Origin of the sequence: Thioalkalivibrio sp. ALJ1 (assembly GCF_000745395.1) — a bacterium.
In the GTDB taxonomy this organism is placed as follows: Bacteria; Pseudomonadota; Gammaproteobacteria; order Ectothiorhodospirales; family Ectothiorhodospiraceae; genus Thioalkalivibrio.
In genome coordinates, this window is sequence record NZ_KN050684.1 from 285,718 (window position 1) to 311,928 (window position 26,211).

At 66.5% G+C, this 26,211-nt stretch carries 24 protein-coding genes; 6 read left to right on the forward strand and 18 right to left on the reverse strand.

All coding sequences use genetic code 11. From position 1 onward, the window contains the following. Positions 1-48: 48 nt before the first annotated feature. The 7 genes from F462_RS03665 to F462_RS03695 all read right to left on the reverse strand — a co-directional run bounded on the left by F462_RS03665 (position 49) and on the right by F462_RS03695 (position 4,444). Positions 49-327, reverse strand: a complete 279-nt coding sequence (locus F462_RS03665; protein ID WP_038051679.1) for a hypothetical protein — start codon at positions 325-327, stop codon at positions 49-51. A 3-nt stretch (positions 328-330) separates the two neighbouring features. Beyond that, on the reverse strand, positions 331-756 hold the full coding sequence (locus tag F462_RS03670) for a phage holin family protein (RefSeq protein WP_038051681.1): 426 nt from the start codon (positions 754-756) through the stop codon (positions 331-333). 9 nt (positions 757-765) lie between these two features. Then, positions 766-1,101, reverse strand: a complete 336-nt coding sequence (locus F462_RS03675; protein ID WP_371180488.1) for an ElaB/YgaM/YqjD family protein — start codon at positions 1,099-1,101, stop codon at positions 766-768. A gap of 58 nt (positions 1,102-1,159) precedes the next feature. Beyond that, complete coding sequence (locus F462_RS03680; protein ID WP_038051688.1) at positions 1,160-2,347, reverse strand: AI-2E family transporter; 1,188 nt, start codon at positions 2,345-2,347, stop codon at positions 1,160-1,162. A gap of 147 nt (positions 2,348-2,494) precedes the next feature. Further along, positions 2,495-3,211, reverse strand: a complete 717-nt coding sequence (dnaQ, locus tag F462_RS03685; RefSeq protein WP_038051692.1) for a DNA polymerase III subunit epsilon — start codon at positions 3,209-3,211, stop codon at positions 2,495-2,497. A gap of 11 nt (positions 3,212-3,222) precedes the next feature. Continuing rightward, a complete protein-coding gene (gene rnhA / locus F462_RS03690) occupies positions 3,223-3,684 on the reverse strand; it encodes a ribonuclease HI (protein WP_038051694.1) in 462 nt (153 codons plus the stop codon). 4 nt (positions 3,685-3,688) lie between these two features. Further along, positions 3,689-4,444, reverse strand: coding sequence for a hypothetical protein (locus F462_RS03695; RefSeq protein ID WP_038051698.1), 756 nt, complete (start codon positions 4,442-4,444; stop codon positions 3,689-3,691). Here F462_RS03695 and F462_RS03700 point away from each other — a divergent pair. Further along, complete coding sequence (locus tag F462_RS03700) at positions 4,443-6,023, forward strand: LysM peptidoglycan-binding domain-containing protein (RefSeq protein WP_038051702.1); 1,581 nt, start codon at positions 4,443-4,445, stop codon at positions 6,021-6,023. The two genes, F462_RS03695 and F462_RS03700, sit on opposite strands and share 2 nt — an antisense overlap. A gap of 57 nt (positions 6,024-6,080) precedes the next feature. On the opposite strand, the gene hflX is transcribed toward F462_RS03700, so the two are convergent. From hflX to F462_RS03735, 7 genes are all read right to left on the reverse strand, one after another. After that, the gene (gene hflX / locus F462_RS03705; RefSeq protein WP_038051705.1) at positions 6,081-7,421 is read right to left on the reverse strand and encodes a ribosome rescue GTPase HflX; all 1,341 of its coding nucleotides are present in this window, start codon (positions 7,419-7,421) and stop codon (positions 6,081-6,083) included. Positions 7,422-7,439: 18 nt separating this feature from the next. Continuing rightward, the gene (hfq, locus tag F462_RS03710; RefSeq protein ID WP_038051709.1) at positions 7,440-7,694 is read right to left on the reverse strand and encodes an RNA chaperone Hfq; all 255 of its coding nucleotides are present in this window, start codon (positions 7,692-7,694) and stop codon (positions 7,440-7,442) included. Between the two features lie 109 nt (positions 7,695-7,803). Then, positions 7,804-8,793, reverse strand: a complete 990-nt coding sequence (gene miaA, locus F462_RS03715; RefSeq protein WP_038051712.1) for a tRNA (adenosine(37)-N6)-dimethylallyltransferase MiaA — start codon at positions 8,791-8,793, stop codon at positions 7,804-7,806. Further along, positions 8,793-10,688: a DNA mismatch repair endonuclease MutL gene (gene mutL / locus F462_RS03720; RefSeq protein ID WP_038051713.1), complete on the reverse strand. Its 1,896-nt coding sequence runs from the start codon at positions 10,686-10,688 to the stop codon at positions 8,793-8,795. Before mutL ends, miaA begins: the two co-directional genes overlap by 1 nt. A gap of 114 nt (positions 10,689-10,802) precedes the next feature. Beyond that, complete coding sequence (locus F462_RS03725) at positions 10,803-12,107, reverse strand: N-acetylmuramoyl-L-alanine amidase (protein ID WP_051918106.1); 1,305 nt, start codon at positions 12,105-12,107, stop codon at positions 10,803-10,805. A gap of 173 nt (positions 12,108-12,280) precedes the next feature. Further along, positions 12,281-12,769: a tRNA (adenosine(37)-N6)-threonylcarbamoyltransferase complex ATPase subunit type 1 TsaE gene (tsaE, locus tag F462_RS03730; RefSeq protein WP_038051714.1), complete on the reverse strand. Its 489-nt coding sequence runs from the start codon at positions 12,767-12,769 to the stop codon at positions 12,281-12,283. Continuing rightward, positions 12,766-14,250: a bifunctional ADP-dependent NAD(P)H-hydrate dehydratase/NAD(P)H-hydrate epimerase gene (locus tag F462_RS03735; RefSeq protein ID WP_038054796.1), complete on the reverse strand. Its 1,485-nt coding sequence runs from the start codon at positions 14,248-14,250 to the stop codon at positions 12,766-12,768. The genes tsaE and F462_RS03735 overlap by 4 nt, the downstream gene beginning before the upstream one ends. A gap of 58 nt (positions 14,251-14,308) precedes the next feature. Here F462_RS03735 and queG point away from each other — a divergent pair, with 58 nt between their 5' ends. The 3 genes from queG (at position 14,309) to F462_RS03750 (ending at position 18,931) form a co-directional block, all read left to right on the forward strand. Beyond that, positions 14,309-15,433 carry a tRNA epoxyqueuosine(34) reductase QueG gene (gene queG / locus F462_RS03740; RefSeq protein WP_038051715.1) on the forward strand — a complete coding sequence of 375 codons (1,125 nt, stop codon included), beginning with the start codon at positions 14,309-14,311 and terminating at the stop codon, positions 15,431-15,433. A gap of 120 nt (positions 15,434-15,553) precedes the next feature. Next, complete coding sequence (locus F462_RS03745; RefSeq protein ID WP_038051717.1) at positions 15,554-17,986, forward strand: EAL domain-containing protein; 2,433 nt, start codon at positions 15,554-15,556, stop codon at positions 17,984-17,986. 153 nt (positions 17,987-18,139) lie between these two features. Next, on the forward strand, positions 18,140-18,931 hold the full coding sequence (locus F462_RS03750) for a ferredoxin--NADP reductase (RefSeq protein WP_018141999.1): 792 nt from the start codon (positions 18,140-18,142) through the stop codon (positions 18,929-18,931). A gap of 16 nt (positions 18,932-18,947) precedes the next feature. Here F462_RS03750 and F462_RS03755 read toward each other — a convergent pair whose 3' ends face one another. Both F462_RS03755 and F462_RS03760 read right to left on the reverse strand, forming a co-directional pair. Beyond that, positions 18,948-19,559: a DNA-J related domain-containing protein gene (locus F462_RS03755; RefSeq protein WP_038051718.1), complete on the reverse strand. Its 612-nt coding sequence runs from the start codon at positions 19,557-19,559 to the stop codon at positions 18,948-18,950. Continuing rightward, entirely contained in the window at positions 19,556-19,963 is a 408-nt protein-coding gene (locus F462_RS03760) for a YchJ family protein (protein WP_167549480.1), read from the reverse strand. The genes F462_RS03755 and F462_RS03760 overlap by 4 nt, the downstream gene beginning before the upstream one ends. Before the next feature lie 128 nt (positions 19,964-20,091). On the opposite strand from F462_RS03760, the gene F462_RS03765 reads away from it, so the two are divergent. Both F462_RS03765 and F462_RS03770 read left to right on the forward strand, forming a co-directional pair. Further along, on the forward strand, positions 20,092-20,985 hold the full coding sequence (locus F462_RS03765; RefSeq protein WP_051918107.1) for an SDR family oxidoreductase: 894 nt from the start codon (positions 20,092-20,094) through the stop codon (positions 20,983-20,985). Positions 20,986-21,123: 138 nt separating this feature from the next. Then, on the forward strand, positions 21,124-23,901 hold the full coding sequence (locus tag F462_RS03770; protein ID WP_038054798.1) for a valine--tRNA ligase: 2,778 nt from the start codon (positions 21,124-21,126) through the stop codon (positions 23,899-23,901). Between the two features lie 172 nt (positions 23,902-24,073). Here the strand turns inward: F462_RS03770 and F462_RS03775 are convergent, their stop codons facing one another. Continuing rightward, positions 24,074-24,745 (reverse strand): YdcF family protein, encoded by a 672-nt coding sequence (locus F462_RS03775; protein WP_038051723.1) that lies wholly within the window; start codon positions 24,743-24,745, stop codon positions 24,074-24,076. Positions 24,746-24,755: 10 nt separating this feature from the next. Next, positions 24,756-26,069: an NAD(P)/FAD-dependent oxidoreductase gene (locus F462_RS03780; RefSeq protein ID WP_038051726.1), complete on the reverse strand. Its 1,314-nt coding sequence runs from the start codon at positions 26,067-26,069 to the stop codon at positions 24,756-24,758. Positions 26,070-26,211: the final 142 nt, after the last annotated feature.

A 26,211-nucleotide genomic window follows, 5' to 3' on the forward strand; every position in this document is an offset into this window, starting at 1 on the left:
TCTAGGGGCAACACCACCAGCGAGACGCTGATTTAATCGCGCATCTCCCTAGCGTAACCAGTGCCGCGCGACCCAGATCAGCTTCCCGGTCAGTAGCAATCCAGCGCCCACAGCCCGAACGGGCCGCGGGCCCAGCAATGCCCGGAGTTGATCCATGGCATAGCCGGCCAGAAAGGCCTTCGGGATCATCTCCGGAGAGGCCACGCGTTGTCCAGCCCGCCACCAACCGGACGCCTGCAGCCCACCAGCCGCTTGGCTAGCGTCCTGCTTGACCTTACGGCGCAGGCCGCGTGCGCGCCGGTCCAGTCCCATCCAGTCACGCCACATGACCTACGCCTCCCCGCGGGCGCTAAACGCCGCCAAAAAATCGCGCATGAGCGCCCGAGTCTCAGGATAGGTCATCCCACGCAGCAATCGCCACAGCCCCCAGATCGCGATCGCCGCGGAGACCAGTGTGCCCAGCGCCGTTAGCAGCAACGCCTGCATGATCGACAGGGTGAACTGTGCGTGCAGCCAAAAAGCCCCGGCAGCCAATGCCACCAACCAGGTTGACACGAGCAGGACACCCAGCCCAACGGCCAGCACCAATACGCCGATTGTGTTTCGGATCAAACGGCGGGTCTCGACCCCGAACAGACGACCAGAATCCGCCAACATGCGCCCAACATCATCCACCAGCGCTTGCGGGTCGGCCGTCGGCTCCGCCGCATCCTCGTTTGGGGGATGCGGCGCCTCGCGGCCTTCACCACTACTCATGAGAAACGACTAGCGGCGCCGCGTAAGCGACGAAAACAGCGAGCCGGCGACAAATGCCAGACCCACTGCCGTAAGGGGATTCTCCCGAATATAGGTTCCCACCGCACGCAGAACGTCCTCGGATCCCTGGCGTGCCTTGGCGGCCCGTTCACGGACCTCCTCATCCGCCGAGTTCATGCCCTCGCGGATTCGTTCCTCGGCCTGTCCGGCATGCTCGGCCGCCCAGTCCACGGCCTCGTGGGCCTGCTCGGCAACGCGCTGTGTCGTATTCGGCGCGCTATCGGCTTCTGTCTCGGTGCTCGTCTTCTCCGAGGTCTTTTGCGAGCTGCTTTTCGTTACCATCACACTGTCTCCATTACCCGATGGCAGCCATTTGGTTCCCGCTGGCTGCCGTCGCGGGACGTCAATCGGAACGATGGTCGCGGCCGTGATTCAAGTTGGCGTCACGCCAGCCGGTCGACATATCCAGTTCCGAATGCTGCAGATCAGGGGTATCCACCACAGCCGAGGCCCATTTCTCCTTGGCGTGTTTCCACAGGCTTACTAAAAATGCAGACAACGGGACGGCGAGAATCATTCCAATGATGCCGCCCAAGGCCGTGCCCCAGAAGAAGATCGAGATCACCACGACAGCGGGATGCAGACCGGATCGATCGGCCATGATCTTGGGGGTCAGCAACCAGCTTTCGATGAGCTGAACCACCACAAATACTGACAACACGAGCGCCACCAGCAGCAACCCACCATCCGGCTGAAGGTACGCAACCGGAAGGGCGAGAAGCAGTCCGACGATCGTGCCCAAGTATGGAACGATGTTCAGCATTCCCAGCAACAAGCCGAACAGAATCGCCGCCTCCAGCCCCACAATGGTGAACCCAATGGCCAGTAATACGCCCATGATCAGCGCGATCACGACCTGCCCCTGGAAAAACGCGGTGATATAACCGATGAACAGCCGCACCAGGTACATCACGTCGGTTTGGACTTGGGGGCTGAAGATCGACAGCAACTCGCGCGCGCCATCTTTCAGCCGTTCCCCCGAAAGCAATGCAAAGAACAAATATAGGGGCACGAAGCCTAGCCCCACCACAACCCCGGCATAGGTCAGCAGCCGGCTGCCGATACCCTCCAGGTTGGGGAGCAGGCTTTCCAAATCTATCTCGGAGATCGTATCGGCCACAAACTCAGTAGCCTTCGGAAAACGCCACGAGAGCGAGTCGTAGGCGTTCTCGGCCAACTCGGGCGCGGTATCAACAAAATCCCGAATCTGATCACTCGCGGCCGGCGCCACCACAACCACCACCGTCGCAAGGACCGTCAACACTGCCACAAACAGGACGCTCACCACGGTCACCCGGGGCCAGCGCGTCACGCGCTGGATCCAGCGAACCACGGGATAAAGGATCAGGGCGAGCACACCGGCCACCAACAGCGGCAGCAACAGGGCATAGAAAAAGGAAACGACCTGCCCCAGCGCCCACACAATCAGTCCCACCAGCCCCACCAACACCACGGCCGATGTGAGCACGATAGAATAGCGCAACAGCGCGCGCTCAAGGCTTGTCAAACGAAGCGGTTGACTTGGATCCACGAAGGCCTCGGGTATAGATCTCCTTCTACCCTAGCCCCATACCGGCCCCCGCCCGGGATCACTACCCGGATCCCGGGCCGTAACTGTGACGCCGATCTCCCGGCCTGGAAAGAAATGCGACCCAGTTCACGGGCACTGCTGCACACTTCAGCTGCCTTGAGGAGAGCGCCAGCGGCAGGGACCGCCGGCCGCTTCGTCGAGGGTCCGCAGGAGTATTTCGTGCGCCGCCTGCTCTTCGGGAGTCGGCTCGATGACGGGCAGTGGCTTGCCCGAGCGCCGCGCCTTGACGGGACCCGCCGCGGCCCCTCCATCGCCCCCGGCATCCAGGGTCAGGGCTACCTGCCCACCGGTCATCGCCAAGTAGACATCCGCCAGCAGCTCGGCATCCAGCAGCGCCCCGTGCAGGGTACGCCCGGAGCCATCGACCTCGTAGCGCTTGCAGAGCGCATCCAGCGAGTTGCGCGCCCCTGGGTGCATACGCCGCGCCATCACCAGCGAATCCAGCACGGTGCAGACCTCGACCACCTCGGTCACCGGCGCAGCATCACCCAGCAGACGCAGCTCATGATTGATGAAGCCGATATCGAACGGCGCGTTGTGGATGATCAGCTCCGCACCACGGATGAAATCGACTAACTCACTGGCCACGTCGGCAAAGCGGGGCTTGTCGGCGAGGAATTCGTTGGTGATCCCGTGCACCTCGATCGCACCGGCATCGATCTCACGATCCGGCTGTAGGTATTCATGCAGCTTGCGCCCGGTCGGCCGGCGGTTATCCAGCTCCAGGCAACCGATCTCGATGATGCGGTGGCCATCGGAGGGTTCAAGGCCCGTGGTCTCGGTATCCAACACGATCTGGCGCATCGCGGCTTCCTTCAGTTCTCGATCGGTTCGCCGGCCAACAGAGCATCGATGCCCGCGTTGGCGAGTTCGTCGGCGCGTTCGTTCTCCGGATGGCCGCTATGACCGCGCACCCAGTACCACTCAATGTCGTGGCGCTGGGCCTGCGCATCCAGCTCTTCCCACAGATCGCGATTCTTTACCGGCGAGCCACTGGCGGATTTCCAGTTGCGCCGTTTCCAGCCGGGCAGCCACTCGGTCATGCCCTGCTTCACGTACTTGGAATCCGTCACCAGCTCCACCTTGCAGGGTCGCTTCAGGGTCTCCAGCGCACGAATCGCGGCGGTCATCTCCATCCGGTTGTTGGTGGTCTCGGCCTCGGCCCCGTAGAGCTCGCGCTCGCGTCCGGCGAAGCGCAGGATCGCGCCCCAGCCACCCGGCCCGGGATTCCCGCGGCAGGCCCCGTCGGTATAGATGTACACGCGTTCGTCAGCCATCGGTTCAGCGCGCTCGGGATTGGGAATTGGAGGAGCGCGAGGATACCAGCCCCGGTCGCATCGCGGGGTTAGGCGTGGCAAAGCGGAAGCGCTGCGCCGGACGCAAGGGCATGTCCACTCGTTTGTGGGCCACGGTCAGAATCATGCTGGCCAGCGGCGGCAGGCCGCGCAGGGTCCAGGCATCCATGGTCGCCAGGCGCTTCTGCCAGGCCGCCGGCAACCCCGGCGGCAACAGGCTGAGACTCCACTGATCCAGCACCTCCAGGTCTGCCGCCTCCAGGAGCTCGCGGTACTGGCGCCGGCGCAGACCTTCCGGAAGCGCGGATGCACGCACCCCGTTGCGCCCCGCCCGTTGCAGGCGATTCCCCTCCAACAGGAAGATACGCCCTTCCGGTTCCAGCACTCGCGCCGCTTCGGCCACGACCGCGGCCGGGCGCGGGCTCTGGGCACCGGGATGGGCCAGCACGACGCGCTGCGCGCAGGCGGACTCCAGCGGCCAAGCCTCCGGATCCATACGCAGCATCGGGTTCGGGGAGGCAATCCGGATCAGCGGGGCCTGCAGCGCATCGTAATCCTCCAGTATGGGGATCGGGGCCAACTCCACCGCGAGGTCGCCGGGGCCTGGTTCGCCATAGCGCCGAATGCGTTCCAGAAAGCGCTCTCGGACCTGTCGCCCCTGCGGTTGGGCATACCACTGCGCCAACCAGTTCAGAAACGGGTCTTGGTAATCCTCCATCTCTGGTTTATCCTCCAGCGCCATGAAACCACGCCTCCAATCGCGGCTCACGACCGCCCTGACCCTCGGCCTGACGGCCCTGTTCGCCTCTGCCTGTAGCCTACACGACTCCGAGCGCACACTGGATACCTCAGCGGCGGGTCAGCCGATCGTCGAACCGCGCACCACGGAGGACGTGCAGGCCGCGATGGAACGACAAAACCGAGAGGCCTCGCAGCGCGCCGCCGAGACCGACGACCTGTGGGAGCGTGCACGCCTGGGCTTCGGCTTCAATGACGCGCTAGACCACGAGCGCGTCGAACGCTACATCACGCATTACAGCGACCACCCTCGCATCATCGAGCATGCCACGCGCCGCGCGGAGCCGTTCGCCTACTTCATTCTGTCCGAGATTGAAGCGCGCGACATGCCCGCCGAGCTCCTGCTGCTGCCGATTGTGGAGAGCGGGTTTGTCGCGCATGCGACGTCGCGCAGCCGCGCAGCCGGGATCTGGCAATTCATGCCGGCGACCGGGGACCATTTCGACCTGTCACGCGACGACTGGTACGACGGGCGCCGCGACGTCTACAAGTCGACGCTGGCAGCCCTGGACTATCTGCAGGCACTGCACCGACGCTTCGACGACTGGTATCTGGCTCTGGCCGCCTACAACTACGGCCAGGGGAACATCCAGCGCGCGATCAACCACAACGCGGCACGTGGTGAGCCCACCGACTACTGGAGTCTGGACCTACCGGCAGAACCGACCGCCTACATTCCGCGCCTGTTGGCCCTGCGCCACCTTTTCATGGATCCCGACACCCACGACGTTGCCCTGGCGCCGATTGCCAACAAACCGGCCCTGGAGATGATCGAACCGGGCCGCCAGGCGGATTTCGCGTTGATCGCGGAACTGGTCGAGCTGGATCCCGAAACCCTGAAGGCGCTCAACCCCGGCTACCGCCGCCATGCCACCCACCCCGGTGGGGCGCAACACCTGTTCGTCCCCCGGGAGGTCGTACCAGTGCTCGAAACAGCGCTGGAAGACCGTGACGACGAGCCGCTGATTCGCTTTCGCGAGTACACCGTACGCGATGGAGACAACCTGGGCCAGATCGCCGAACGCGGCGGTACCCAGGTTGCGGTACTGCGTGACATGAATGACCTGAGCGGTGACATGATCCGCGCCGGACAGACCTTGCGCCTCCCCGCCAGCGCACCCGACCATAACGACTCGCTGCAGGTCGCCAGCGACAATGGTGCGATCACCGAAGACTACGAGATCCAGCCTGGCGACAGCCTGTGGCACATCAGCCAGCACACCGGCATGACGATTCGCGAGCTACGCGCCGCGAACGACCTTGAGGCAGATGCCATCCTGCGTCCGGGCGACACGCTCAAGGTGGTGCAGAGCGACCCCGACCGCGGGCCCGATGGGCAGCGCGTCGAATACGAGGTTCAGCCCGGTGATTCGCTGTCCGGAATCGCCCGCCGCCATCAGGTCAGCATCGGCGACCTGCGGCGCTGGAACAGTCTCAATGGAGATGGCATTCGCGCTGGCGAGACCCTGACCCTGTATCTCGCCAGCGCCGACCTCGACTCCGTCGCCACCGGCGAAACCTGATCCAAACCCTGAAGCCGCCGTCCTCGCTTCGCGCTGGGGCGCGCGGCTGCAGCCCTCTCAGCGTCCGACGGCGACTGCCCCCAAATCTTCCGGCTGCAGGAGGCTCGTCTCGGGATCCAGCCCAGCCGCGCGGAAGAGCTGCTCGAAGCGCCGCTGGGGCAGCTGTACGCGGAGCTGGATCGAGCCATTCGACGTGGTCTGTTCGGACTCCACAGCCTTTTCCTCGTAGAGGCGCGCGCGCAGCCGGCCAGCGGAAGGCGGAAGCTCGACCCAGCCCTGGACCATGGATTCGGTAAAAGTCTCGGCCAGGCGCTGTTCCAGGCGCTTAACGCCCTCACCCGTGTGTGCCGACAGCCAGAAGGCATCGTCCGCCAACCCGAAGCGGTCGTCCGGGTCTTCGGCAGGGTTTTCCAACTGGTCGATCTTGTTGTAGACCCGCCAGCAGGGGACCTCCTCGGCGCCAATTTCCTCCAGGACTTCCTCGACCTGGCGGATGCGCGCCTCGCGCTCGGGGTCTGCGGCATCGATCACGTGCAGCAGCAGGGCCGCCTCGCGGGTCTCGGTGAGCGTGGCCTTGAACGCCGCGACCAGTTCGTGCGGCAGGTCGCGCACGAAGCCGACGGTATCCGCCAAGATCAGCGACTGGTGCGGCGCCAGATCCAGACGGCGCAGGGTCGGGTCCAGGGTCGCGAACAGCTGGTCCGCCTGGTAGACATCCGAGTGCGTAAGGCGGTTGAACAGAGTCGACTTGCCGGCGTTGGTGTAGCCGACCAGTGACACCGTAGGGATCTCGTTACGCAGACGCGCCTGGCGGCCCTGCTCGCGGGTGCGCTCGACCTTTTCCAGGCGCCGCTCGATGTGCTTGATACGCCCGGCCAGAAGTCGGCGGTCGGTCTCCAGCTGGGTCTCCCCCGGGCCGCGCAGGCCAATCCCGCCCTTCTGCCGCTCCAGGTGAGTCCAGCCGCGCACCAGGCGCGTGGACATATGGCGCAACTGGGCCAGCTCTACCTGCAGCTTGCCCTCGTGGGAACGCGCCCGTTGGGCGAAGATATCGAGAATCAGGCCGGAGCGGTCCAGCACCCGACATTTCAGGTGGGCCTCGAGATTGCGCTCCTGGCTGGGCGACAGGGCGTGATTGAAGATCACAACGTCTGCCGCGGAGGCCTGCACCGCGTCGCGAATCTCGTCGGCCTTGCCGGCACCGACGAATAGCTTGGGATGCGGCCGATCGCGCGAGCCGCGCACCACCGCCAGGACCTCTGCGCCGGCCGAGCGCACGAGCTCATCGAACTCCTGAACCTGGGCCTCGATATCGGGGTTGTCCCCAACATTCAGCGCGACCAGGATCGCGCCATTGCCAACGGCGGCCTCGCCGCCACTCTCCGGACGCTCAAACAAGCCGGGGACCCGTCGTCATCAAGACTCGGCCTCCGCAGAGGCAGCGGCCTCGCCCTCGAGGCTCATGTTCACCTGGCGAGCCGGGACGATTGTGGAGATCGCATGCTTGTAGACCATCTGCGAGACCGTACTGCGAAGCAGCACCACGAACTGGTCGAACGACTCGATTTGCCCCTGCAGCTTGATCCCGTTCACCAGATAAATGGAGACCGGGATCCGGTCCCGACGCAGCGCATTCAGGAAGGGTTCCTGCAACATTTGCCCTTTGGCCATCAGTGCGTTCCTTGATCGTTATTATTGGCTCGAGGCCCGCTCGGCATATGCCGATCCAGCGGTTGGGCGGGCCTTCTTGAAGCGTAGCATACCGGCTCGACATTGCCGCTCAAGGTGCAAGGTCGGCGTTATTCGGTGACGTCTTACGTTCGTTGGGTGCGATGGACGCCGCATGAATCGCTTCGAGGGCCTGCGACAGATCCGCGTTCTCGGCGTTCAGCCGGGCATGCAACGGGAAGCGGCGGAGGCCGGTCAGCTGGCGCTTGGCCAGCTGGCGAGTCGCGGCGATCGCCCGCTCGCGGAAGGTAGCCAGGTCATATTCGCCGGCCAGCCACTGCCAGCCCTGGCGATACCCGACCGCACGCTGCGAGGGGTGCTCCGCGGTCAGGCCCGCGCGCCGGGTCAGGGCCATCAATTCATCGACGAAACCGGCCTCCAGCATCGCGTCGAAGCGCTGTGCAATCCGCGCCCGCAGCCGCTCACGATCCTCCGGCCATAACGCCAGCGACACCCAGCCCGCGGGGATGGTGGCCCCCGCGCCCCGCTGAAACGCCGACAGCGGCTGGCCACTGGCGGCAAAGACCTCCAGGGCCCGCAGGATGCGCTGCGGGTCATTCGGGTGGATACGCGCGGCGGCCTCCGGATCCACCGTCGCGAGCTCGGCGTGCAGGGCCCCGGCCCCCTCCTGCTCCAGACGGGCACGCACGGATTCGCGCACCGCATCCGGTACCGGTGGGATCGGGTCGAAGCCATCCAGCAAGGCCCGCAGGTAGAGCAGAGTACCGCCCGCCAGCAGGGCCACCCGACCCCGCGCGTGGATGGCATCGATCGCGGCCTGCGCATCGCGGGCGAAGCCGGAGGCGTTGTAGGTGTCCTCCGGGTCGCGGATGTCCAGCAGGTGGTGCGGGACTCGGGCTCGCTCCGCGGCATCCGGCTTGGCAGTGCCAATATCCATGCCGCGATAAACCAGCGCCGAGTCCACGCTGACGATCTCCGCGTCCAGGGCCTCGGCCAATGCCAGCGAAAGCGCGGTCTTGCCCGTCGCGGTCGGACCGGCCAGCATCACCACCGGCGGGCGGCCGGGTCCGAATGCGCCCATCAACGCCCCCGAAGGAACAACCGATCGAGTGCCTGGTGGTCCAGCTCTACCCAGGTCGGGCGCCCGTGGTTGCACTGGCCACTACGCTCGGTGGCCTCCATGTCGCGCAGCAGCTGGTTCATCTCGGGCAGGGTCAGCCGGCGCCCGGAACGCACCGAGCCGTGACAGGCAATGGTGCCGAGCACCGCGTTCATCGCCCCCTCGGCACGGTGGCTATAGCCAACGCTCGCCAGGTCGGCGAGCACGTCACGCACCAGCTGAGCGACATCCTGACCGCGCAGCAGGGCCGGGGCCGCCCGCAGGGTCAGGGTCTCGGGGCCGGCGCGGTCCAGCTCGAAACCGAACTCACCCAGCAGACCCGCATGCTCCTCGGCCAGCTCGGCCTCGGCCGGGGTGACCTCCAGCGTTTCCGGTACCAGCATCGGCTGCGAGGTCACCCGCGCCCCCTCCCACTCACGCTTGAGGCGCTCGTAGGTAATGCGCTCATGGGCCGCGTGCATGTCGACCACGATCAGGCCCTGGGCGCTCTCGGCCAGGATAAAGGTCTCGGCCACCTGGCCCAGCGCGAACCCAAGAGGCGGCATGCCGTCGGCATCGGCCGGGGTCTCGGGTGCGGTGGAGGCCGCCGTAACGGCCGTGGCCTCGTACGCTGTGGCTGCATAACCGGCGGGCCGGGCTTCGGCGACGGACGCGCCTCCGCGAAACTCCGCCCAGGCGGCGCCAAATGCAGGGTCGCGGCTAGCAGACGCTGGGTGTGGTTCGCGCGCCGAGGCGTAACCACCCGCGCCCGGACCGCCTAGCCCCGACAACGGGCGATCCTGCTGTTCCGGCCAGGCGCCGCCGCGCTCGCGGGGAGCCGATGCGCCCATGCCGGGAACCGCCGCGGCATGCCCGGCATCTCCGGGGCGCAATGCCGCCAGGGCCTTGTGCAGGGCATGGAAGATGAAATCGTGGACCATGCGCGACTCGCGGAAACGAACCTCCTGCTTGGTCGGATGCGCGTTCACGTCCACCTGGGTCGGATCCAGCTCCAGTTCCAGAACGAACATCGGATGCCGGCCGTGGTAGAGCACATCCTGGTAGGCCTTGCGCACCGCCGCCGCCAGCACGCGGTCGCGGATCGCCCGTCCGTTCACAAAGAAGAACTGCTGGTCGGGCTGGGCCCGCGACTGGGTCGGCGAACCCAGCCAGCCGGACAGAGTCAAGCCGGCCCGCTGCTCGTCCACCGGGGTCGCATGCTCCATGAAGGCATCGCCCAGCAGCGCGCGAACCCGCTCGCCCGGGTCGCCTGCGGCCGGCAGGTCCAGGGTGACGCGGTCGTTGTGGCGCAGGCTGAAGGCCACCTCGGGGCAGCAGGCGGCCTGGGTGCGGATCACGTTTTCGCAATGGTTGTACTCGGTACGCTCGGTGCGCACGAACTTGCGCCGCGCCGGGACATTAAAGAACAGGTCGCGGACTTCGACCGTCGTGCCCACCGGGTGCGCGGCCGGGGCGGCCTCGCGGAAGATATCGGAGCCGTCCCCGGTCAAACGCCAGCCATTGCGCTCGCCTTCGACCATGGAGGTCAGCGACAGCCGCGAGACCGAGGCAATGGATGGCAGCGCCTCACCACGAAAGCCCAGTGTATGCAGAGCCTCGAGGTCATCCATGCAGGCGATCTTGCTGGTGGCGTGGCGCGACAAGGCCAGCGGCATCTCGTCGCGGAAGATCCCGCCGCCGTTGTCGCTGATCTGGATCAGCCGGATGCCGCCCTGCTCCAGGCGCACGTCCACCCGCGTCGCGCCCGCGTCGAGGGCGTTCTCCAGCAGTTCCTTGACCACCGAGGCCGGGCGCTCGATCACCTCGCCGGCCGCGATCTGGTTGATCAGTTGTTCGGAGAGCTTTGCGATCGCCACGGGCAGGACCTGGGAAAACGGGATCCCTAGCCTAACCGGGGCGGTGCCGGAGTGCCTAGCCGAAGGGTGGACGGTTGACGCAAGGCGTGACGGGCTGCCCGCGTATCGGCGCCTTCAGCCGTCGCGCGGGATGCGCAGGACCTGACCTGCAAAGATGCGGTCGTCACTCACGTCGTTGGCCGAACGCAGTTCCGCCACGGACAGGCTGTAGCGATCAGCGATCCCGGAGAGGGTCTCGCCCGGGCGGATGATGTGCTGGTCCGGCTGCCCGTCGGCGATCAGCGTTCCGGGCCGAGCGTGGGTGGAGAAGTACGACCGCAAACCGGTCAGCATGGCGTCTGCCAGCGACTCCTGGAAACTGGTGCTGCGAAGCTTGCGCTCCTCGGAGGGGTTGGAGATAAATGCCGCCTCTACCAGGATCGACGGGACATCCGGCGCGCGCAGCACCGCGAAGTTGGCCCGCTCCACCTCCGGCTTGCGCACCTTGCCCACCCGGTGCAGCTCTGAAATCATCCGCTCGGCCAGCGTATTACTGGCCTCCAGACTCCCGCTCTGCGCCAGGTCCAGCAGTACGTTGGTGAGGGAGTCATCCTTGCCGTTGATCGGCACGCCACCCAGGCTCAGGTCGGCCTGATTCTCGCGCTGGGCCAGGAACCGCGCGGCCTCACTGGAAGCCCCGCGCTCGGAAAGCATGTATACCGAGGACCCCTGCACGTTGCTGTTGGCAATGGCATCGGCATGGATCGACACAAAGATGTCCGCATCCGCCTTACGCGCCCGCTCGATGCGCTCGCGCAGCGGCAGGAAGTAGTCGCCGGTGCGGGTCATCACGGCCTTCATGCCGCGTTCGTTGTCTACCCGTTCGGCCAGACGCTTGGCGATCTGCAGGACCACATCCTTTTCGCGCGTGCCCGCGGGGCCAATCGCACCCGGATCGTGTCCACCATGGCCGGGGTCGATCGCCACCACGACATCGCGCAGGTTCTCCTGCGAACGCCCACGGCGCGACCCGTTGTCCTCGGCCGAGCGCGGCGCCGCCGGCGCATCCCCGCTCGTCAGGTCCAGAACCAGACGATGTGGCGAACCCTGTGCCGGCATCAACACAAAACTGCGCGGCTCCACCGGCTTGCGCAGATCGAAGACCACCCGCAGATCCGAGCCATTGCGTGCCGCATGGCGCACGGCCTTGATCGCCGAGCGCGGGTTGTCGCTGATCTTGAGGTCTTCCACCGCCCTGGCGTTCTCGATATCCACGACCAGGCGGTCCGGAGACTGCAGGTGGAACATCGAGTACTCCGCCTCGCCGTCCATGTCGAACACCAGACGGGTCGTATCGCCGTCCACCGACATGCGCACGCGCTGCACCCCGGTCCGGGCCAGGGCCGGCAAAGGCATCCCGACCAGCCCAAGGGCAGTCATGGCGCACAGCAACTGACGGCGGCGCAGATTCGGTGGTGTCGGTCGGCCCACGGTGATTCCCTTTGTAATCAGGGGTTCTGATTACATTGTGGACGCTTTTTCTGGAAAAGCAATAGTGATTTTCGTTCCTTATGAGCGAGATATCGCGGTTTTTGCGCGTGGAGGGGCAACTTTTACGCGTCCGCCACGACACCGCGCTCAAGCAACGCCTCGCGATAGGTCGCGGCCAGCGGACCTTCCAGATTCAATTCGCGGCCCTCGGCCGCATCCGGACGATGGGCCAGGCGCACCACCAAATCCCCCGCAGGCAGCCAGCCCTGCCCGCGTTCGGGCCACTCCACCAGCCACAGGGCCTCCCCGCCAAAGTCCTCGCGCACACCGAGATACTCCAGCTCTTCAGGGTCTCCCAAGCGGTAAAGATCGAAATGCAGGACCTCGCGGCCCCCAAGCACATAGGGCTCGACCAGGGTATAGGTGGGGCTGCGCACGGCGCCCTCGTGTCCCAGTCGGCGCAGCAGGCCGCGGACCCAGGTCGTCTTGCCGACGCCCAAATCGCCCTCCAGGTAGACGATCCGGGGCGCCTTCATCTCCGCCAGCAGCGCCCCGGCCGCCTCGGTCGCCTCCAGCCGCGGCAACAGCAGCGCGGATCCAGGGCCCGTCATGGCTGGCCTCCAGCGGCCGCCGGAAGCGCCGCGGCAAGGTCGCCAGCCAGCATGCCGCGCCCACCGCCCAGGCAATCGCGAGCGATACCTGCCGCCGCGCAGTGCCAGGCGGCCCCGACCTCGGCCGCAGTGCGGGCATCGGCCCCCTGCCCACGCAGGGCCGCAATGATGCCGGTCAGTACGTCGCCGCTGCCGGCAGTTGCCATACCGGGGTGCCCGCCGATGACACAGGCGAGCGGACCCGACTCCGAGCCGGCGACCAGCGTGCCCGCTCCCTTAAGCAGCACCACACCCCCCAGGCGTTCGGCCAGGGCGTGGGCGTGGCCCGGACGGTCGGACTCGATGGCCGCCGCCTCCACACCCTGCAGGCGAGCCGCTTCACCAGGATGCGGGGTCAGCACCCAGTCTTCACCCCGGCGCGGGGCCTCGGCCAGCAGGTTCAGCGCATCGGCGTCAACCACGCGAGGCAGACCGGCATCGGCCGCCGCCAGCCACAGGCCCCGGCCCCAGGCGTCCTGCCCCAGGCCCGGCCCCACAGCCACCACATCCACCTGACGCATCAAGGCCTGCAACTCCCCGGAACTGGATACTCCGCGCACCATCAGCTCCGGGCGTTCCAGGTTGGCCCAGACCGCGTGATCGGGATGCGTGGCCAGGGTCACGCGCCCGGCGCCGGCGCGCAGGGCCGCCGTTGCCGCCAGCCGAGCCGCCCCCGAATAACCGGGTGCCCCACCCACAACCAGCACGTGACCGAAGTCGCCCTTGTGCGCCCCCTTGCGCCGGACCGGCAGGCGATGGCGCCAGTCGTCCGGACCTACCCGGCGAGCGACCGGGGCGATGCCCGCCGCTACGGTCGTGGGGAGATCCAGGGGGGCCACTTCCACCTGTCCGACACAGTCCACCGCCGCGCCGGTATGCAGCCCCAGCTTGTCGGCGATCATGGTCAGGGTGTGCTCGGCGCGCACGGCCACACCCAGCACCCGACCGGTATCGGTATCCACGCCCGAGGGCACATCCGCCGCGAGTACCGGCCGGTCGCTCGCATTCAGCTGTTTGATCAGCGTCCCATAGGCATCGGTAAGCGGACGCTCCAGCCCGATCCCGAACAGGCAATCCACCCAGACCTCGGCGGCGGCCGGATCAAAATCCTCCAGTGCATGCACGGCGCCGCCGCCTTCCTGCCAGCGGCGATGGGCCCGCCGACCATCGGACTTGGGGCGCGCCCGCGACGGGCCACCATGCACCACCAGCTCCAGTCCCACCGCGGAGGCCAGACGCGCGAGCACGTAGCCATCGCCGCCGTTATTGCCGGGCCCGCAGAGAATCCCGATTCGCCGGGCCAGCGGCCAGTGGCGTTGCAAGGCCTCCAGTAGGGCCTGGCCGGCGCGCTCCATCAGCTCGCCCGGCGCCATGCCGGGCAGGGCCAGGCCGGCGGCATCCAGGGCCCGCATGCCCGCATTGTCAAACAGTGCGCTGGTCAAGGCTTGGGGGTCGGGTTCATGATTCACGCCATCAATCTCCTTCGCGGAAGCCGAAATCGTGCCTGAGCGCCTCGATCCACGCCAATGCGCCGAATTGGCCGAGCGCATCCGCCGCTGGGCCCATCAGCTGGGCTTCCAGGCGGTCGGCATCGCCCCGGCCGAAGTCCCAGCAGCGGATCGCCAGCATCTGGACGACTGGCTGGCCCAAGGCTCGCATGGCGACATGGACTGGATGGCCGACCGCGCGCCCCTTCGCCATGACCCGGATGCGCTGGTTCCCGGCGTACAACGCATCATCAGTGTACGCATGGATTACTTCCCGCCGGCCACCCGCCGCCCGGCCATCCAGCTCGCCGCGGGCGAGCGCGCCTACATCTCCCGTTACGCCCTGGGCCGCGACTACCACAAGCTGGTGCGCAAACGCCTGACCACGCTGGGGCGCTGGATCGAGGCCGAGATCGGCCCGTTCGGCTACCGCGCCTTCACCGACAGCGCCCCCATCCTGGAGAAGGCCCTGGCCGCGCAGGCGGGGCTCGGCTGGATTGGCAAGAACACCAACCTGCTGGCGCGCGAGAGTGGCTCCTGGTTCTTCCTCGGGGAACTCTTCACCGACCTCCCGCTGCCATTGGACGAGCCGGTTGGGGAACACTGCGGCCAGTGCACCGCCTGCCTGGACATCTGCCCCACGCAGGCCTTTCGCGGACCCTACGACCTCGATGCCCGGCGCTGCATCTCCTACCTGACCATTGAACTGAAGGGCTCCATCCCCGAGGACCTGCGCCCGCTGATCGGCAACCGCATCTACGGCTGCGACGACTGCCAGCTGGTCTGCCCGTGGAATCGCTTCGCCGAGGTCAGCGCGGAACAGGATTTCATCGCCCGTCACGGGCTGGATGCCGCCAGTCTGGCGGAGCTGTTCGCCTGGGACGAAGCCACCTTCCTGGCTCGGACCGAAGGCATGGCCATCCGACGCATCGGGCACATCCAGTGGCTGCGCAACATCGCCGTTGCCCTGGGCAATGGCCCGGCCACACCAGAGGCCGAGGCGGCCCTCGCGACGCGCGCCGAGCATGACTCGGAACGGGTGCGCGAGCACGTGGCCTGGGCCCGCGCGCGGCTGCGGGAACCCGAGCGGCAGGAACCGGCTGCAACGATTGCCCGGCTCACCCAAGCCCCGGCCTGAGCTTGCCAGCGACTTTGTGACCGGCGACACTCGGTGCCTGTTCGCGCGAGTCGTACAACCATGATCAGGTGACCTCGCGCGGCTTGCCGCCCGTCACCCAATGGATCCGAGCCAGCCGCCATGCCCGACCACCCGGACGCCACGCGCTATCAACGGATCTTCGAACAGGCGCCCGAGGCCCACCTGGTCCTCAGCCGCGCTGGTGGCATCGTCGCGGCCAATCACGCCGCCTGCGACCTGCTGGGTTACACCGAGGCCGAGCTGACCGCCGGGGTCCATATCACTGATCTCGACCTGCAGGCGACCCAGGCCGACGTCGAACAGGCCCACTCCGACCCCGAGCGTCGCCTCCCGGCCCACTTCGAGAGCCGTTACCGACGCCGCGACGGCAGCGAATTCCCGGCCGAGGTGTTCATCAATGCCATCCGCACCGAAGGGGAGCTGGAGGTCTTCACGACTGTGCGCGACATCACCCGCGAGCACCAGTCGGAACAGGCCCTCAAGACCCTCGAGACGCGCCTGGGCGCGACCATCCGCAATGCCCCACTGATCCTGTTCGCGCTCGACTCCAACGGCCGCTTCACCTTGTCCGAGGGCGCTGGACTGAAGGTCCTGGGACTGGAGCCCGGCGAGGTCGTCGGTCGTAGCGCACGCGAGGTCTACGCGGACCACCCGGAGATCCTCGCAGCCCTGGACCGGGCGCTGGCCGGGCAGACCTTCGAGGACGAGGTCCGCATACAGGGCAACCATCTCCGGGTCAGCTGGATGAACCTCAAAGCCCAGGACGCCGGGGTGCTGGGCGTCGCCTGGGACATCACTTCCCTGCGCGTTGCCGAGGCGGCCACCGGCGCGGAACGCGACCGACTGCTAACCACGCTGCAATCGATCAATGACGGCGTCATTACCACCGACATCCGCGGACGCCTGACCTATCTCAATCCGGCTGCTCAGGCGCTTCTGGGGATGGACTCCACCCAGGCGCAGGGCTGCCTGGTGGACGAGTTGCTGGAACTCGAAGACACCCGCACCGGAAGTAACGTACACCGCCCGGTCGAGCAGTGCCTGAGCCTGGGGGGCACGGTGGAATCACCCGAGCGCGTGCTGCATCGGGCCGACGGCGGCACGCGCGTGGTGCGACTGCTGGCCTCGCCCCTGCAACGGCCCGGCAGCGAGACTCAGGGCGTCGTGATCGTGCTGCACGACCATACCGAATTGTGGCGAATGACCCAGCAGCTCAACCACCAGGCGACGCACGATGACCTGACCGGGCTGTGCAACCGCCGCGAATTCGAACGCCGCCTCCAGGAGGCCCTGCACACGCTGGAGGAGGGCCAGACCCCACATACGCTGCTCTACATGGATCTGGACCAGTTCAAGATCATCAACGACACCTGTGGCCACCAGGCGGGCGATGAGCTGTTGCGCGAACTCTCCGAGCACCTGGGACACCTGATCCGCGAGAACGACACCCTGGCGCGACTGGGTGGTGACGAATTCGGCCTGCTGCTGTGCCACTGCCCTCCAGAGCGCGCCGAGGTGATTGCCGGGAAGATCCTGAATACGGTACAGGCCCTGCGCTTCGAGTGGGAAGGACGCCGCTTCGATGTCGGCGTCAGCATCGGCCTGGTGCCAGTCGCCAGCCCCGCGCCTACCCTCCCCGAAATCCTCAGCCAGGCCGACTCCGCCTGCTACGCCGCAAAAGAGGAAGGCCGCAACCGCCTCTATGTATGGAAACCCACCGACCAGGCCCTGCGTCGCCGGCGCGGGGAGATGGAATGGGTGGGCCGCATCCGGACCGCGCTGGAACAACAGCGCTTTACCCTGTTTGGACAGGCCGTGCACCCGCTCGGACCCACCGACCCGGGCCTGGCGCACATCGAGGTCCTGATGCGCCTGCTGGACGAAGACGGGAACATGGTTTCCCCAGGCGCCTTCATCCCCGCCGCCGAGCGCTATCACCTGATGCCGGAGATCGATCACCATATCATCGACCATGCCTTTGCCGTGCTGGCCCGGCACCGCGGAACTCGGGAGGATGCCTACGGCGAACCCAGCATCGCGATCAACCTCTCCGGTCAGTCCCTGGCCCAGGAGAACATGCTGGGGTTCATTACCGAACGCCTGCAGCACTACGCGATCCCGGCACACTGCATCGTCTTCGAGATCACCGAGACCGCGGCCATCAGCCACCACGACCGCGCGCAAAGCCTGATCCGCACCCTGCGCTACATGGGCTGCCGCTTCTCGCTGGACGACTTCGGCACCGGATTGTCGTCCTTCGGCTACCTGAAAAACCTGCCCGTGGACCTGATCAAGATCGATGGCAGTTTTGTGCGCGATATCGCCCACAACGCGGTGGATTCGGCGATGGTCACGGCCATCCACCGCGTGGGCCACGTGCTGGGCCTGCGCACCGTCGCGGAGTGTGTGGAGTCGGAGGCCACCATGGAACACCTGCGCGGGATCGGGCTGGACTTCGTGCAGGGGTTCTACCTGTCCGAACCGACGCCGCTGGAACAGCTGCTGCCGCCCGCCAGCGGGCAGGCGACCTGATGGCCACAACGATCACCTGACGCCTGTCCGTCGCGCCGCCCCCTCGGGCTCGCCATTTTCTGAGTGTTTTCCTTGGTTTTTGCCTGCGCTTTCGCGGTCGGGGTAGGGACTTGATAGCGTAATGGCGAACAAAAACAGGGAAGCCACGCACCCATGCCGTATTCGGAAGAACGCATCACCTCCACGCGACGCTGGTCCAACAAGACCTTCAGCTTCACCACCACGCGACCGGAGGGCCTGGAGTTCAAGAACGGGCAATTTGTCACCCTGGGGCTGCGCCCCGAGGGCAAGCTGGTCCCGCGCGCGTACTCGATCGTTTCCGAACCCGAGGCCGAGGAACTGGAGTTCCTGAGCATTCACGTACCGGACGGCGCGCTGACCAGCCGACTCGCCGAGGCCGGACCGGGCGACTCGATCTGGATCAACACCAAGGTCACCGGCTCGCTCACCTTCGACTACGTGCAGCCGGGTCGCACCCTGTACATGATTGCCACCGGCACCGGGCTGGCTCCATTCATCTCGCTGATTCGCAGCCCGGAGCTGCTCGAACATTTCGACAACGCGGTGCTGGTGCACAGCGTCCGTACGGTCGAAGAATTGGCCTACCGCGAGGAAATCGAATCGCGCATCAGCAACCGCCTGCGCTACGTGCCCACGGTGACCCGCGAGAACCACGACTTCGCCTGCCCAATCGCGCAACAGCCGTATGACAACAACCAGCGCGGCGCAGACATGTTCCGTTCCGGCGAACTGAGCCGGGTGCTGGAGCTACCGACCCCGGATCCGGAACATGACCGCGTGATGCTCTGCGGCAACCCCGCGATGAACCGCGAGATGAGTGAGTGGCTGACCGAACACGGCTGGGTCCAGACCAACTACAAGGGCGTGGGCACCTTCACCGTGGAACAGGCCTTCGTGACCACGATGTCCGACTCGGACGACTGAGCCCTCGAAAAACGCCTCAGCGGTCGGCGAGCAGTACCCAGCGAGCCGCATTGATCTGCTGCAGGGTGGTCGTGTCACCACCCCGGTCGGGGTGATGGCGCTGCGCCATCCTGCGGTACTGACGCTGCACGGTATCCGCATCCACCGGATCCGCAAGATCCAGCACCTCCAGGGCCTGCTCACGCCGCTGATCGCGGCCCAGCCGCCGCCAGAACTCGCCCAGAAGTACCTCCACCGCCGCCGTATCCATCCGCTCCAGTTGCGTCAGGTCGAGGTAATAGGCCCGCAGCGGATCGCGGTGCGCCAGCAAACCCGCCGCACCAGCCCCCGGCCCGCCACTTGCCCGTTCGATCCCGATATCCAGGCAGTGGATGCGCACCCACTCGCCCTGCCCCAGCAGGTGATCGCGCAGCCGGTACAGGCAGTGGAACAGCAGGAAGTGGGTCTGGAACAGACTCAAGGGCTCCTTTAGCCGCGCCCCCGCAAACGGCTCCACACCCGCGGCGCGCAACTGCCCGATCAGGGCGTGTTCGGTCAGCCCGGACGGCTGCACCCGCAGGCACTCCAGCACCCGCTCCAACAGCGCCGCATCCACCGGCGAGTCGACGCTGTCCGGCCCATGCGTCATACCCCCGGAAACACCCCGTCGACATAGACCCAGCGCCCAGCCTCGCGGCGAAAGCGGCTCCGCTCGTGCAGCCGCACGCCCTGACCTTGCACACGGGAACGCGCAACAAACTCCACCCAGCCTTCGGCGTCCTCCGCCCCACCCGCCTCCGTCGCGCGGATATCCAGTCCCAGCCAGCGCTGATCGGGATCCAGCCTGAGCGATTCCGGGCGCGTTTCCGCCGCCCAGGTCGCCCGCAGATAGCCCTCGCGCCCTTCCACGAACGCGGTGTAACGCGAGCGCATCAGGGCCTCCGCCGTCGGCGCCGAAGCCCCGCCATCCAGATACGGGCCGCAGCAGGCCGCGCGGTTGTTACCTGAACCGCAAGCGCAGACGTCTCCCTGTTTACGACGGGACTTACCCAATCGAGCTCTCCTTTCCGTTCCCGAGACCGAGCATGCCGCAGGCGATCGCCCCCGTCGAACCCCCACTTGGGGGCTGGTCTTTCACGCAAGGAAACGGTAGCGTTGGAACGCACCGCGTGGAGGGAACAATGGCCAACATCCTGATCATGGGCTGCGGCGACCTCGGCTGTGCCGTCGGCACGCAACTCGCCCACGCCGGCCACACCGTCTGGGGCCTGCGTCGCCAGCCGCAAGCGATCCCGGAGCCGATCCGCCCTCTGGCTGGCGACTTCGGGCGGGCCGACGGGTTACCGGAATTGCCCCCGATACTCGACACCGTCTACTTCATCGCAACCCCGGGCGAGTTCACCGAGGCCGCCTATCGCCGCGCCTATGTCGACGGCCTGCGCAACACCCTGACCAACCTGGAACGTGCACAGCAACAACCGCGCCGGATCGTGTTCGTGTCCAGTACTTCCGTCTACGGTGCCGACGACGGACGCTGGGTGGACGAGACCAGCCCCACCGAACCCACCCGCTTCTCCGGCCGCTGCCTGCGCGAAGCCGAACAGTTACTGTCCGATAGCCCGGTCCCCGGCGTCGTCGTACGATTCGGCGGCATCTACGGCCCAGGACGCGACTACCACCTGCTCAAGGTGCGCGAAGGCATCCGAGGCCTACACGAACCCCCGGTCTGGACCAACCGCATCCACCGCGACGACTGCGTCGGCCTACTGATCTATCTGTTCCACCTGGATCACCCGGACTCGATCTATCTCGGCGTCGACGACGCTCCGGTCCTACGTCACGAACTGCTCGCCTGGCTGGCCCAGGAGATGGGCCTCGACACGCCCGGCACCACACCCCCCATGCCGGAGGGCGCAGTCCACGGCAAGCGCTGCGAAAACGCACGCCTGCACGCCAGCGGCTACCACCTCCAGTACCCCGACTACCAAACAGGCTACGGAGCCCTCCTCGACCAGATCGCCACCACCCGAGCCAAGCTCTCACGCCTTGCAGGCTGGGCCGCGCTCGGCTCCTGATCTTTATGGTGGTTACGTCCAGCCGCCGGCCTTGTGGTGGCCAGACGTAAACACGATAGCGGACAGCGGGCGATGAGCGCGCCGCGCCGTTATAATGCGCGGCTTTCCCCACATTCCGACCCGAGCGCGCCCGCGATCATGGACAAGAGCTTCGACCCCAAGAGCATCGAGCAGACCCAGTACGAACGCTGGGAGGCCGCGAACATCTTCGCGCCGCCGGAATCGGGCGAGGCCAGCTACTGCATCCTGCTGCCGCCGCCGAACGTGACCGGCACCCTGCATATGGGGCACGCGTTCCAGCACACGCTGATGGATACCCTGATCCGCTACCGGCGCATGCACGGCGACCGCACCCTGTGGCAGGGCGGCACCGACCACGCCGGGATCGCCACCCAGATGGTGGTCGAGCGCCAGCTCGCCGCCGACGGCAAGGGCCGCCACGACCTCGGCCGCGAGAAGTTCCTCGAGGCCGTCTGGGACTGGAAAGGCCAGTCCGGCGGCACCATTACCCGCCAGATGCGCCGGCTGGGCGATTCGGTGGACTGGTCGCGCGAGCGCTTCACCATGGACGAGGGCCTGTCCGCGGCGGTGCGCGAGGTCTTCGTGCGCCTGCATGAAGAGGGCCTGATCTACCGCGGCAAGCGCCTGGTCAACTGGGACCCGGTGCTGCACACCGCGCTGTCCGACCTGGAGGTGCTGTCGGAGGAGGAAAACGGTCACCTGTGGCACTTCCGCTACCCGCTGGCCGACGGCTCCGGGCACCTGACCGTTGCGACCACGCGCCCGGAGACCATGCTGGGCGATACCGCCGTCGCGGTGCACCCGGAGGACGAGCGCTACCGGCACCTGATCGGCCAGACGATCCGGCTGCCACTGGTCGGGCGCGAGATCCCGATCATCGCCGACGACTATGTCGAGGCCGAGTTCGGCTCCGGCTGCGTAAAGATTACCCCGGCGCACGACTTCAACGACTACGCGATGGGCCAGCGTCACGACCTGCCGGTGATCAATATCCTGACCATTGACGCCTGCCTGAACGACAACGTGCCCGAGGCCTATCGCGGGTTGGACCGCTACCAGGCGCGACAGAAGGTCGTCGACGACCTGGACGCACTGGGACTGCTGGAGAAGATCGACGATCACAAGCTGATGGTCCCGCGCGGCGACCGCTCCGGCACCGTGGTCGAGCCCTATCTGACCGACCAGTGGTACGTGAAGGCCGGCCCGCTGGCCGAACCGGCGATCAAGGCGGTGGAGGATGGCCGCATCCGCTTCGTGCCGGAGAACTGGTCGAAGACCTACTTCGAGTGGATGCGCAACATCGAGGACTGGTGCATCTCGCGCCAGATCTGGTGGGGCCACCGCATCCCGGCCTGGTACGACCGCGATGGCAACGTGTACGTCGGCCGTTCCGAGGACGAGGTGCGCGAGAAGCACGGTCTGGGCGCCGAGGTCGCGCTCGAACAGGACGAAGACGTGCTCGACACCTGGTTCTCCTCCGCGCTGTGGCCGTTCTCCACCCTCGGCTGGCCGCAGGAGACGCCGGAACTGCGCGACTTCTACCCGACCAGCGTGCTGGTCACCGGCTTCGACATCATCTTCTTCTGGGTCGCCCGCATGATCATGATGGGCGAGCACTTCATGGGCGACGTCCCCTTCCGCGAGGTCTACGTCACCGGCCTGATCCGTGACTCGGAAGGCCAGAAGATGTCCAAGTCCAAGGGCAACGTGATCGACCCGATTGACCTGATCGACGGCATCAGCGCCGACGACCTGGTGGCCAAGCGCACCCAGGGCCTGATGCAGCCGCAGATGGCCGCGAAGATCGAGAAGACCACGCGCAAGGCCTTCCCCGACGGCTTCCCCGCGTTCGGCACCGATGCCCTGCGCTTTACCCTCGCGGCGCTGGCCACCACCGGGCGCGACATCAAGTTCGACCTCGGCCGCATCGAGGGCTACCGCAACTTCTGCAACAAGCTGTGGAACGCCTCGCGCTTCGTGCTGATGAACGTCGAGGAGCAGGACTGCTCGGCCACCGACGACACGGCGGAATACCGCACGCTGGCTGATCGCTGGATCCTCGACCGCCTGGTCGAGACGGCCGCGACCGCCACGCAACAGCTCGATGCCTACCGCTTCGACCTCGCCGCGCAGACGCTGTACGAGTTTACCTGGCACGACTACTGCGACTGGTACCTGGAGCTGACCAAGCCGGTACTGAACGACGAGGCCACCCCGGAGGCGGTCAAGCGTGCGACCCGCAACACCCTGGTCACCGTGCTCGAGGCACTGCTGCGCCTGCTGCACCCGGTCACTCCGTTCATCACCGAGGCGATCTGGACCAATGTGAAGCCGCACGCCGACATCAGCGACAACATCGAGTTCCTGGTGCAGCGCCCGTGGCCCACCCAGGACGGCTTCCCGCGCGACGAAACGGCAACGGCCGAGCTCGACTGGGTCAAGGACTTCATCACCGGGCTGCGCCGCATCCGCGCGGAGATGGACATCGCCCCGGGCAAGCCGCTGCCGGTGCTGGTGAAGAACTGGACCGACACCGATCAGGAACGCTACACCCGCCACCGCGGCCTGCTGGAATTCCTGGCCAAGCCGGAAAGCATCACCTGGCTGGACGCGGCCGACGAGGCGCCGGAATCGGCGATGGCTCTGGTCGACGAGATGCAGCTGCTGATCCCGCTGGCCGGCCTGATCGACAAGGACGCCGAGCTGGCACGCCTGGACAAGGAAATCGGCAAGCTCGACAAGAACCTCGAGCAAAGCGAAAAGCGCCTGTCCAACGCGAGCTTTGTCGACCGCGCCCCGGCCGACGTGGTGCAAAAAGAACGCGACCGCGTTGCCGAAATGCACGCCACCCGCGACCAGCTCGCCGCCCAGCGCGAACGCATCCGCGCGATGTAAGGGCAGGGTCAAAGGCGGTTAACAGGAAGCTGGGAAGACAAGAAGTGGTTTTGGCTGACGGGTACAGATGAACGCCGGGTCGCACCCGAGGCAACTGCCACTAGTGAGCGACCTTTAATCCCCGTCCATCTTCCAAACTTCGCATCTTCCTGTGGACCGTCTTTGACCTTTGTCAGGTTATGCGTTCGAGTATGCCGCGGTGGCGGATGAGGCGGGCGAAGCCGCGGCCCACGTGATACCAGTGCAGTATCCAGGCCTCGCGGGCCAGGCGGGCCGCGGATACCTGCGCGCCCGTCTCCGCCGGACAGGGACATACTTGCAACCCCACGCCCCGCGCGATGGCGACCGCACGTGCCAGATGGAAGCGGCTGGTTACCAGGACCAGGGGCTCGTCCACATCCTGCTGCCCCACCAGCAAGTCGCGCGCGTTGCGCAGGTTCTCCAGGGTATGCAGCGAGGCATCCTCGGTCTGGATGCGTTCGGGGGCGATGCCGTACTGCTGCAAGAACTCGGCGCCCGCGGTGGCCTCGGTCGGCCCCCGTTCCGAGGTCTGTCCACCCAGCACCAGTATTCGGGCCTGCGGATTACGCCGCGCCAGCCGCACTGCGCGGAGCAGACGCAGGCGATAGCCTGGACCCGGCACCCCCGCCACCAATTGCTGCCCCAACACCAGAATGCAATGGCCACGACCCGGGCAGCGGAGGCTCCGCGACCAGCGCAGGGTGTAGCCCCACAGCAGCAGCCAGGACAGGCCACCGGTCGCCAGGATCAGGAGATTGGAAAGCGCGAAGGTGGCCAGGCCGTCCGGGCCGATGCGCCGAAGTCCAACCCGCGGCGTACCCATGGCGACCCAGTCAGGCCTCGTCTTCCGGGGTGGTGCCGCCGGTGAAGTGCAACCGGGCATTGCGGCGACGGCGGGACCAGAAATGCAGCGCGCGGGGCAGATTCAGCGCCATCTGGGTGTAATAGACCGCCTTGAAGGCCCGCAGGGACCACTGCACGCGGGTATTGCGATAGACATCCCCGGCCAGCAGCGAGATCACCGCCTGTTCCATGCCGAGCGTGTTGCGCGGCCCCATGAACAGCTTGCGCATCACCGGGCTGTTGAAACGGTAGATCAGCCAGGAGAAGCGGCGGACCCCGCGGCGGACATCGCGTTCAAAGGCGCGCAGGTAACGACCGGCTCGCGCCGGCCGATCCAGACACTGATCCACTGCGTCGGCGGCCCGGAAGGCGCCGGACATCGCGATGTACACCCCGCTGGAGAACACCGGGTCGACAAAGGTGAAGGCATCGCCGACCAGCAGATAGCCCGGCCCGTAGGCCTGACTGGAGCGGTAAGAAAAATTGCCGGTCGCATTGACGGGACCGGCCAGGGTCGCGCCCTGCATGCGCTCGAAGGCGGGCGGGCAGAGCTTCAGCGTGTCCCAGAGGAACACCTCCGGCTTGCTCTTGCGGGTCTTCAGATACTCCGGGAAACAGACGGCCCCTACGCTCATCGCCCCGTCGCGCAGCGGGATCATCCAGATCCAGCCGTGCTGGAACCAGTAGATGCTGATGTTGCCCGCATCCCGCCCCGCACGACGCGGCACATCATTAAAGTGGCCGAAGATCGCGGCGCTGTTGTGCTCGGGGTTGCGCGCCTTCAGATCCAGTCGCCGGGCCAGAAAGGTGTCGCGGCCGGACGCGTCGACCACGAAGTCCACCTCGAACTCCAGCGAGTGGCCCGCCGCATCGCGAGCCGTGACCTGCTGGGTACCGCCCTTGGCGGGATCGGTCAGAGCCACATCAGAGACCGTAACCTCTTCCAGGACCCGAACCCCCAGGCGCGCGCTGTTCTCCAGGAGCAGGTGATCGAACTCCGAACGCCGAACTTCGTAGGCCGAGGCCGGGGTGTCTTCGTTCAGGGCACGCTCGAAGTAATAAGTGCGCGGCTCATCGGGGGCCTCGGGGATGGTGAACTCGGCCCCGTGTTTGGGGATGCCGATGGTCGCCACGGCGTCGCTAATACCCAGCTCATCGAACAGCGGCATGTTCATCGGTAGTAGGGATTCGCCGATATGGAAGCGAGGGTGCCGAGCCTTCTCCAACAGCACCACGTCGCGACCCTTCTGCGCCAGTCGGGAAGCGACAGTGGAACCGGCCGGACCGCCGCCAATGACCAGCACCTGGCAGCGGCCGTCCGTTACCGCCTTCTCTCCCGCGTGTCTCAAATACAGTCTCCGCTTGCCATCCGGGAACCCAAAACGGCGACCCGAACCGGTCGCGAGGGTACCACGACCCCCAAGGTGTGGGTATCATCGGCGCCCA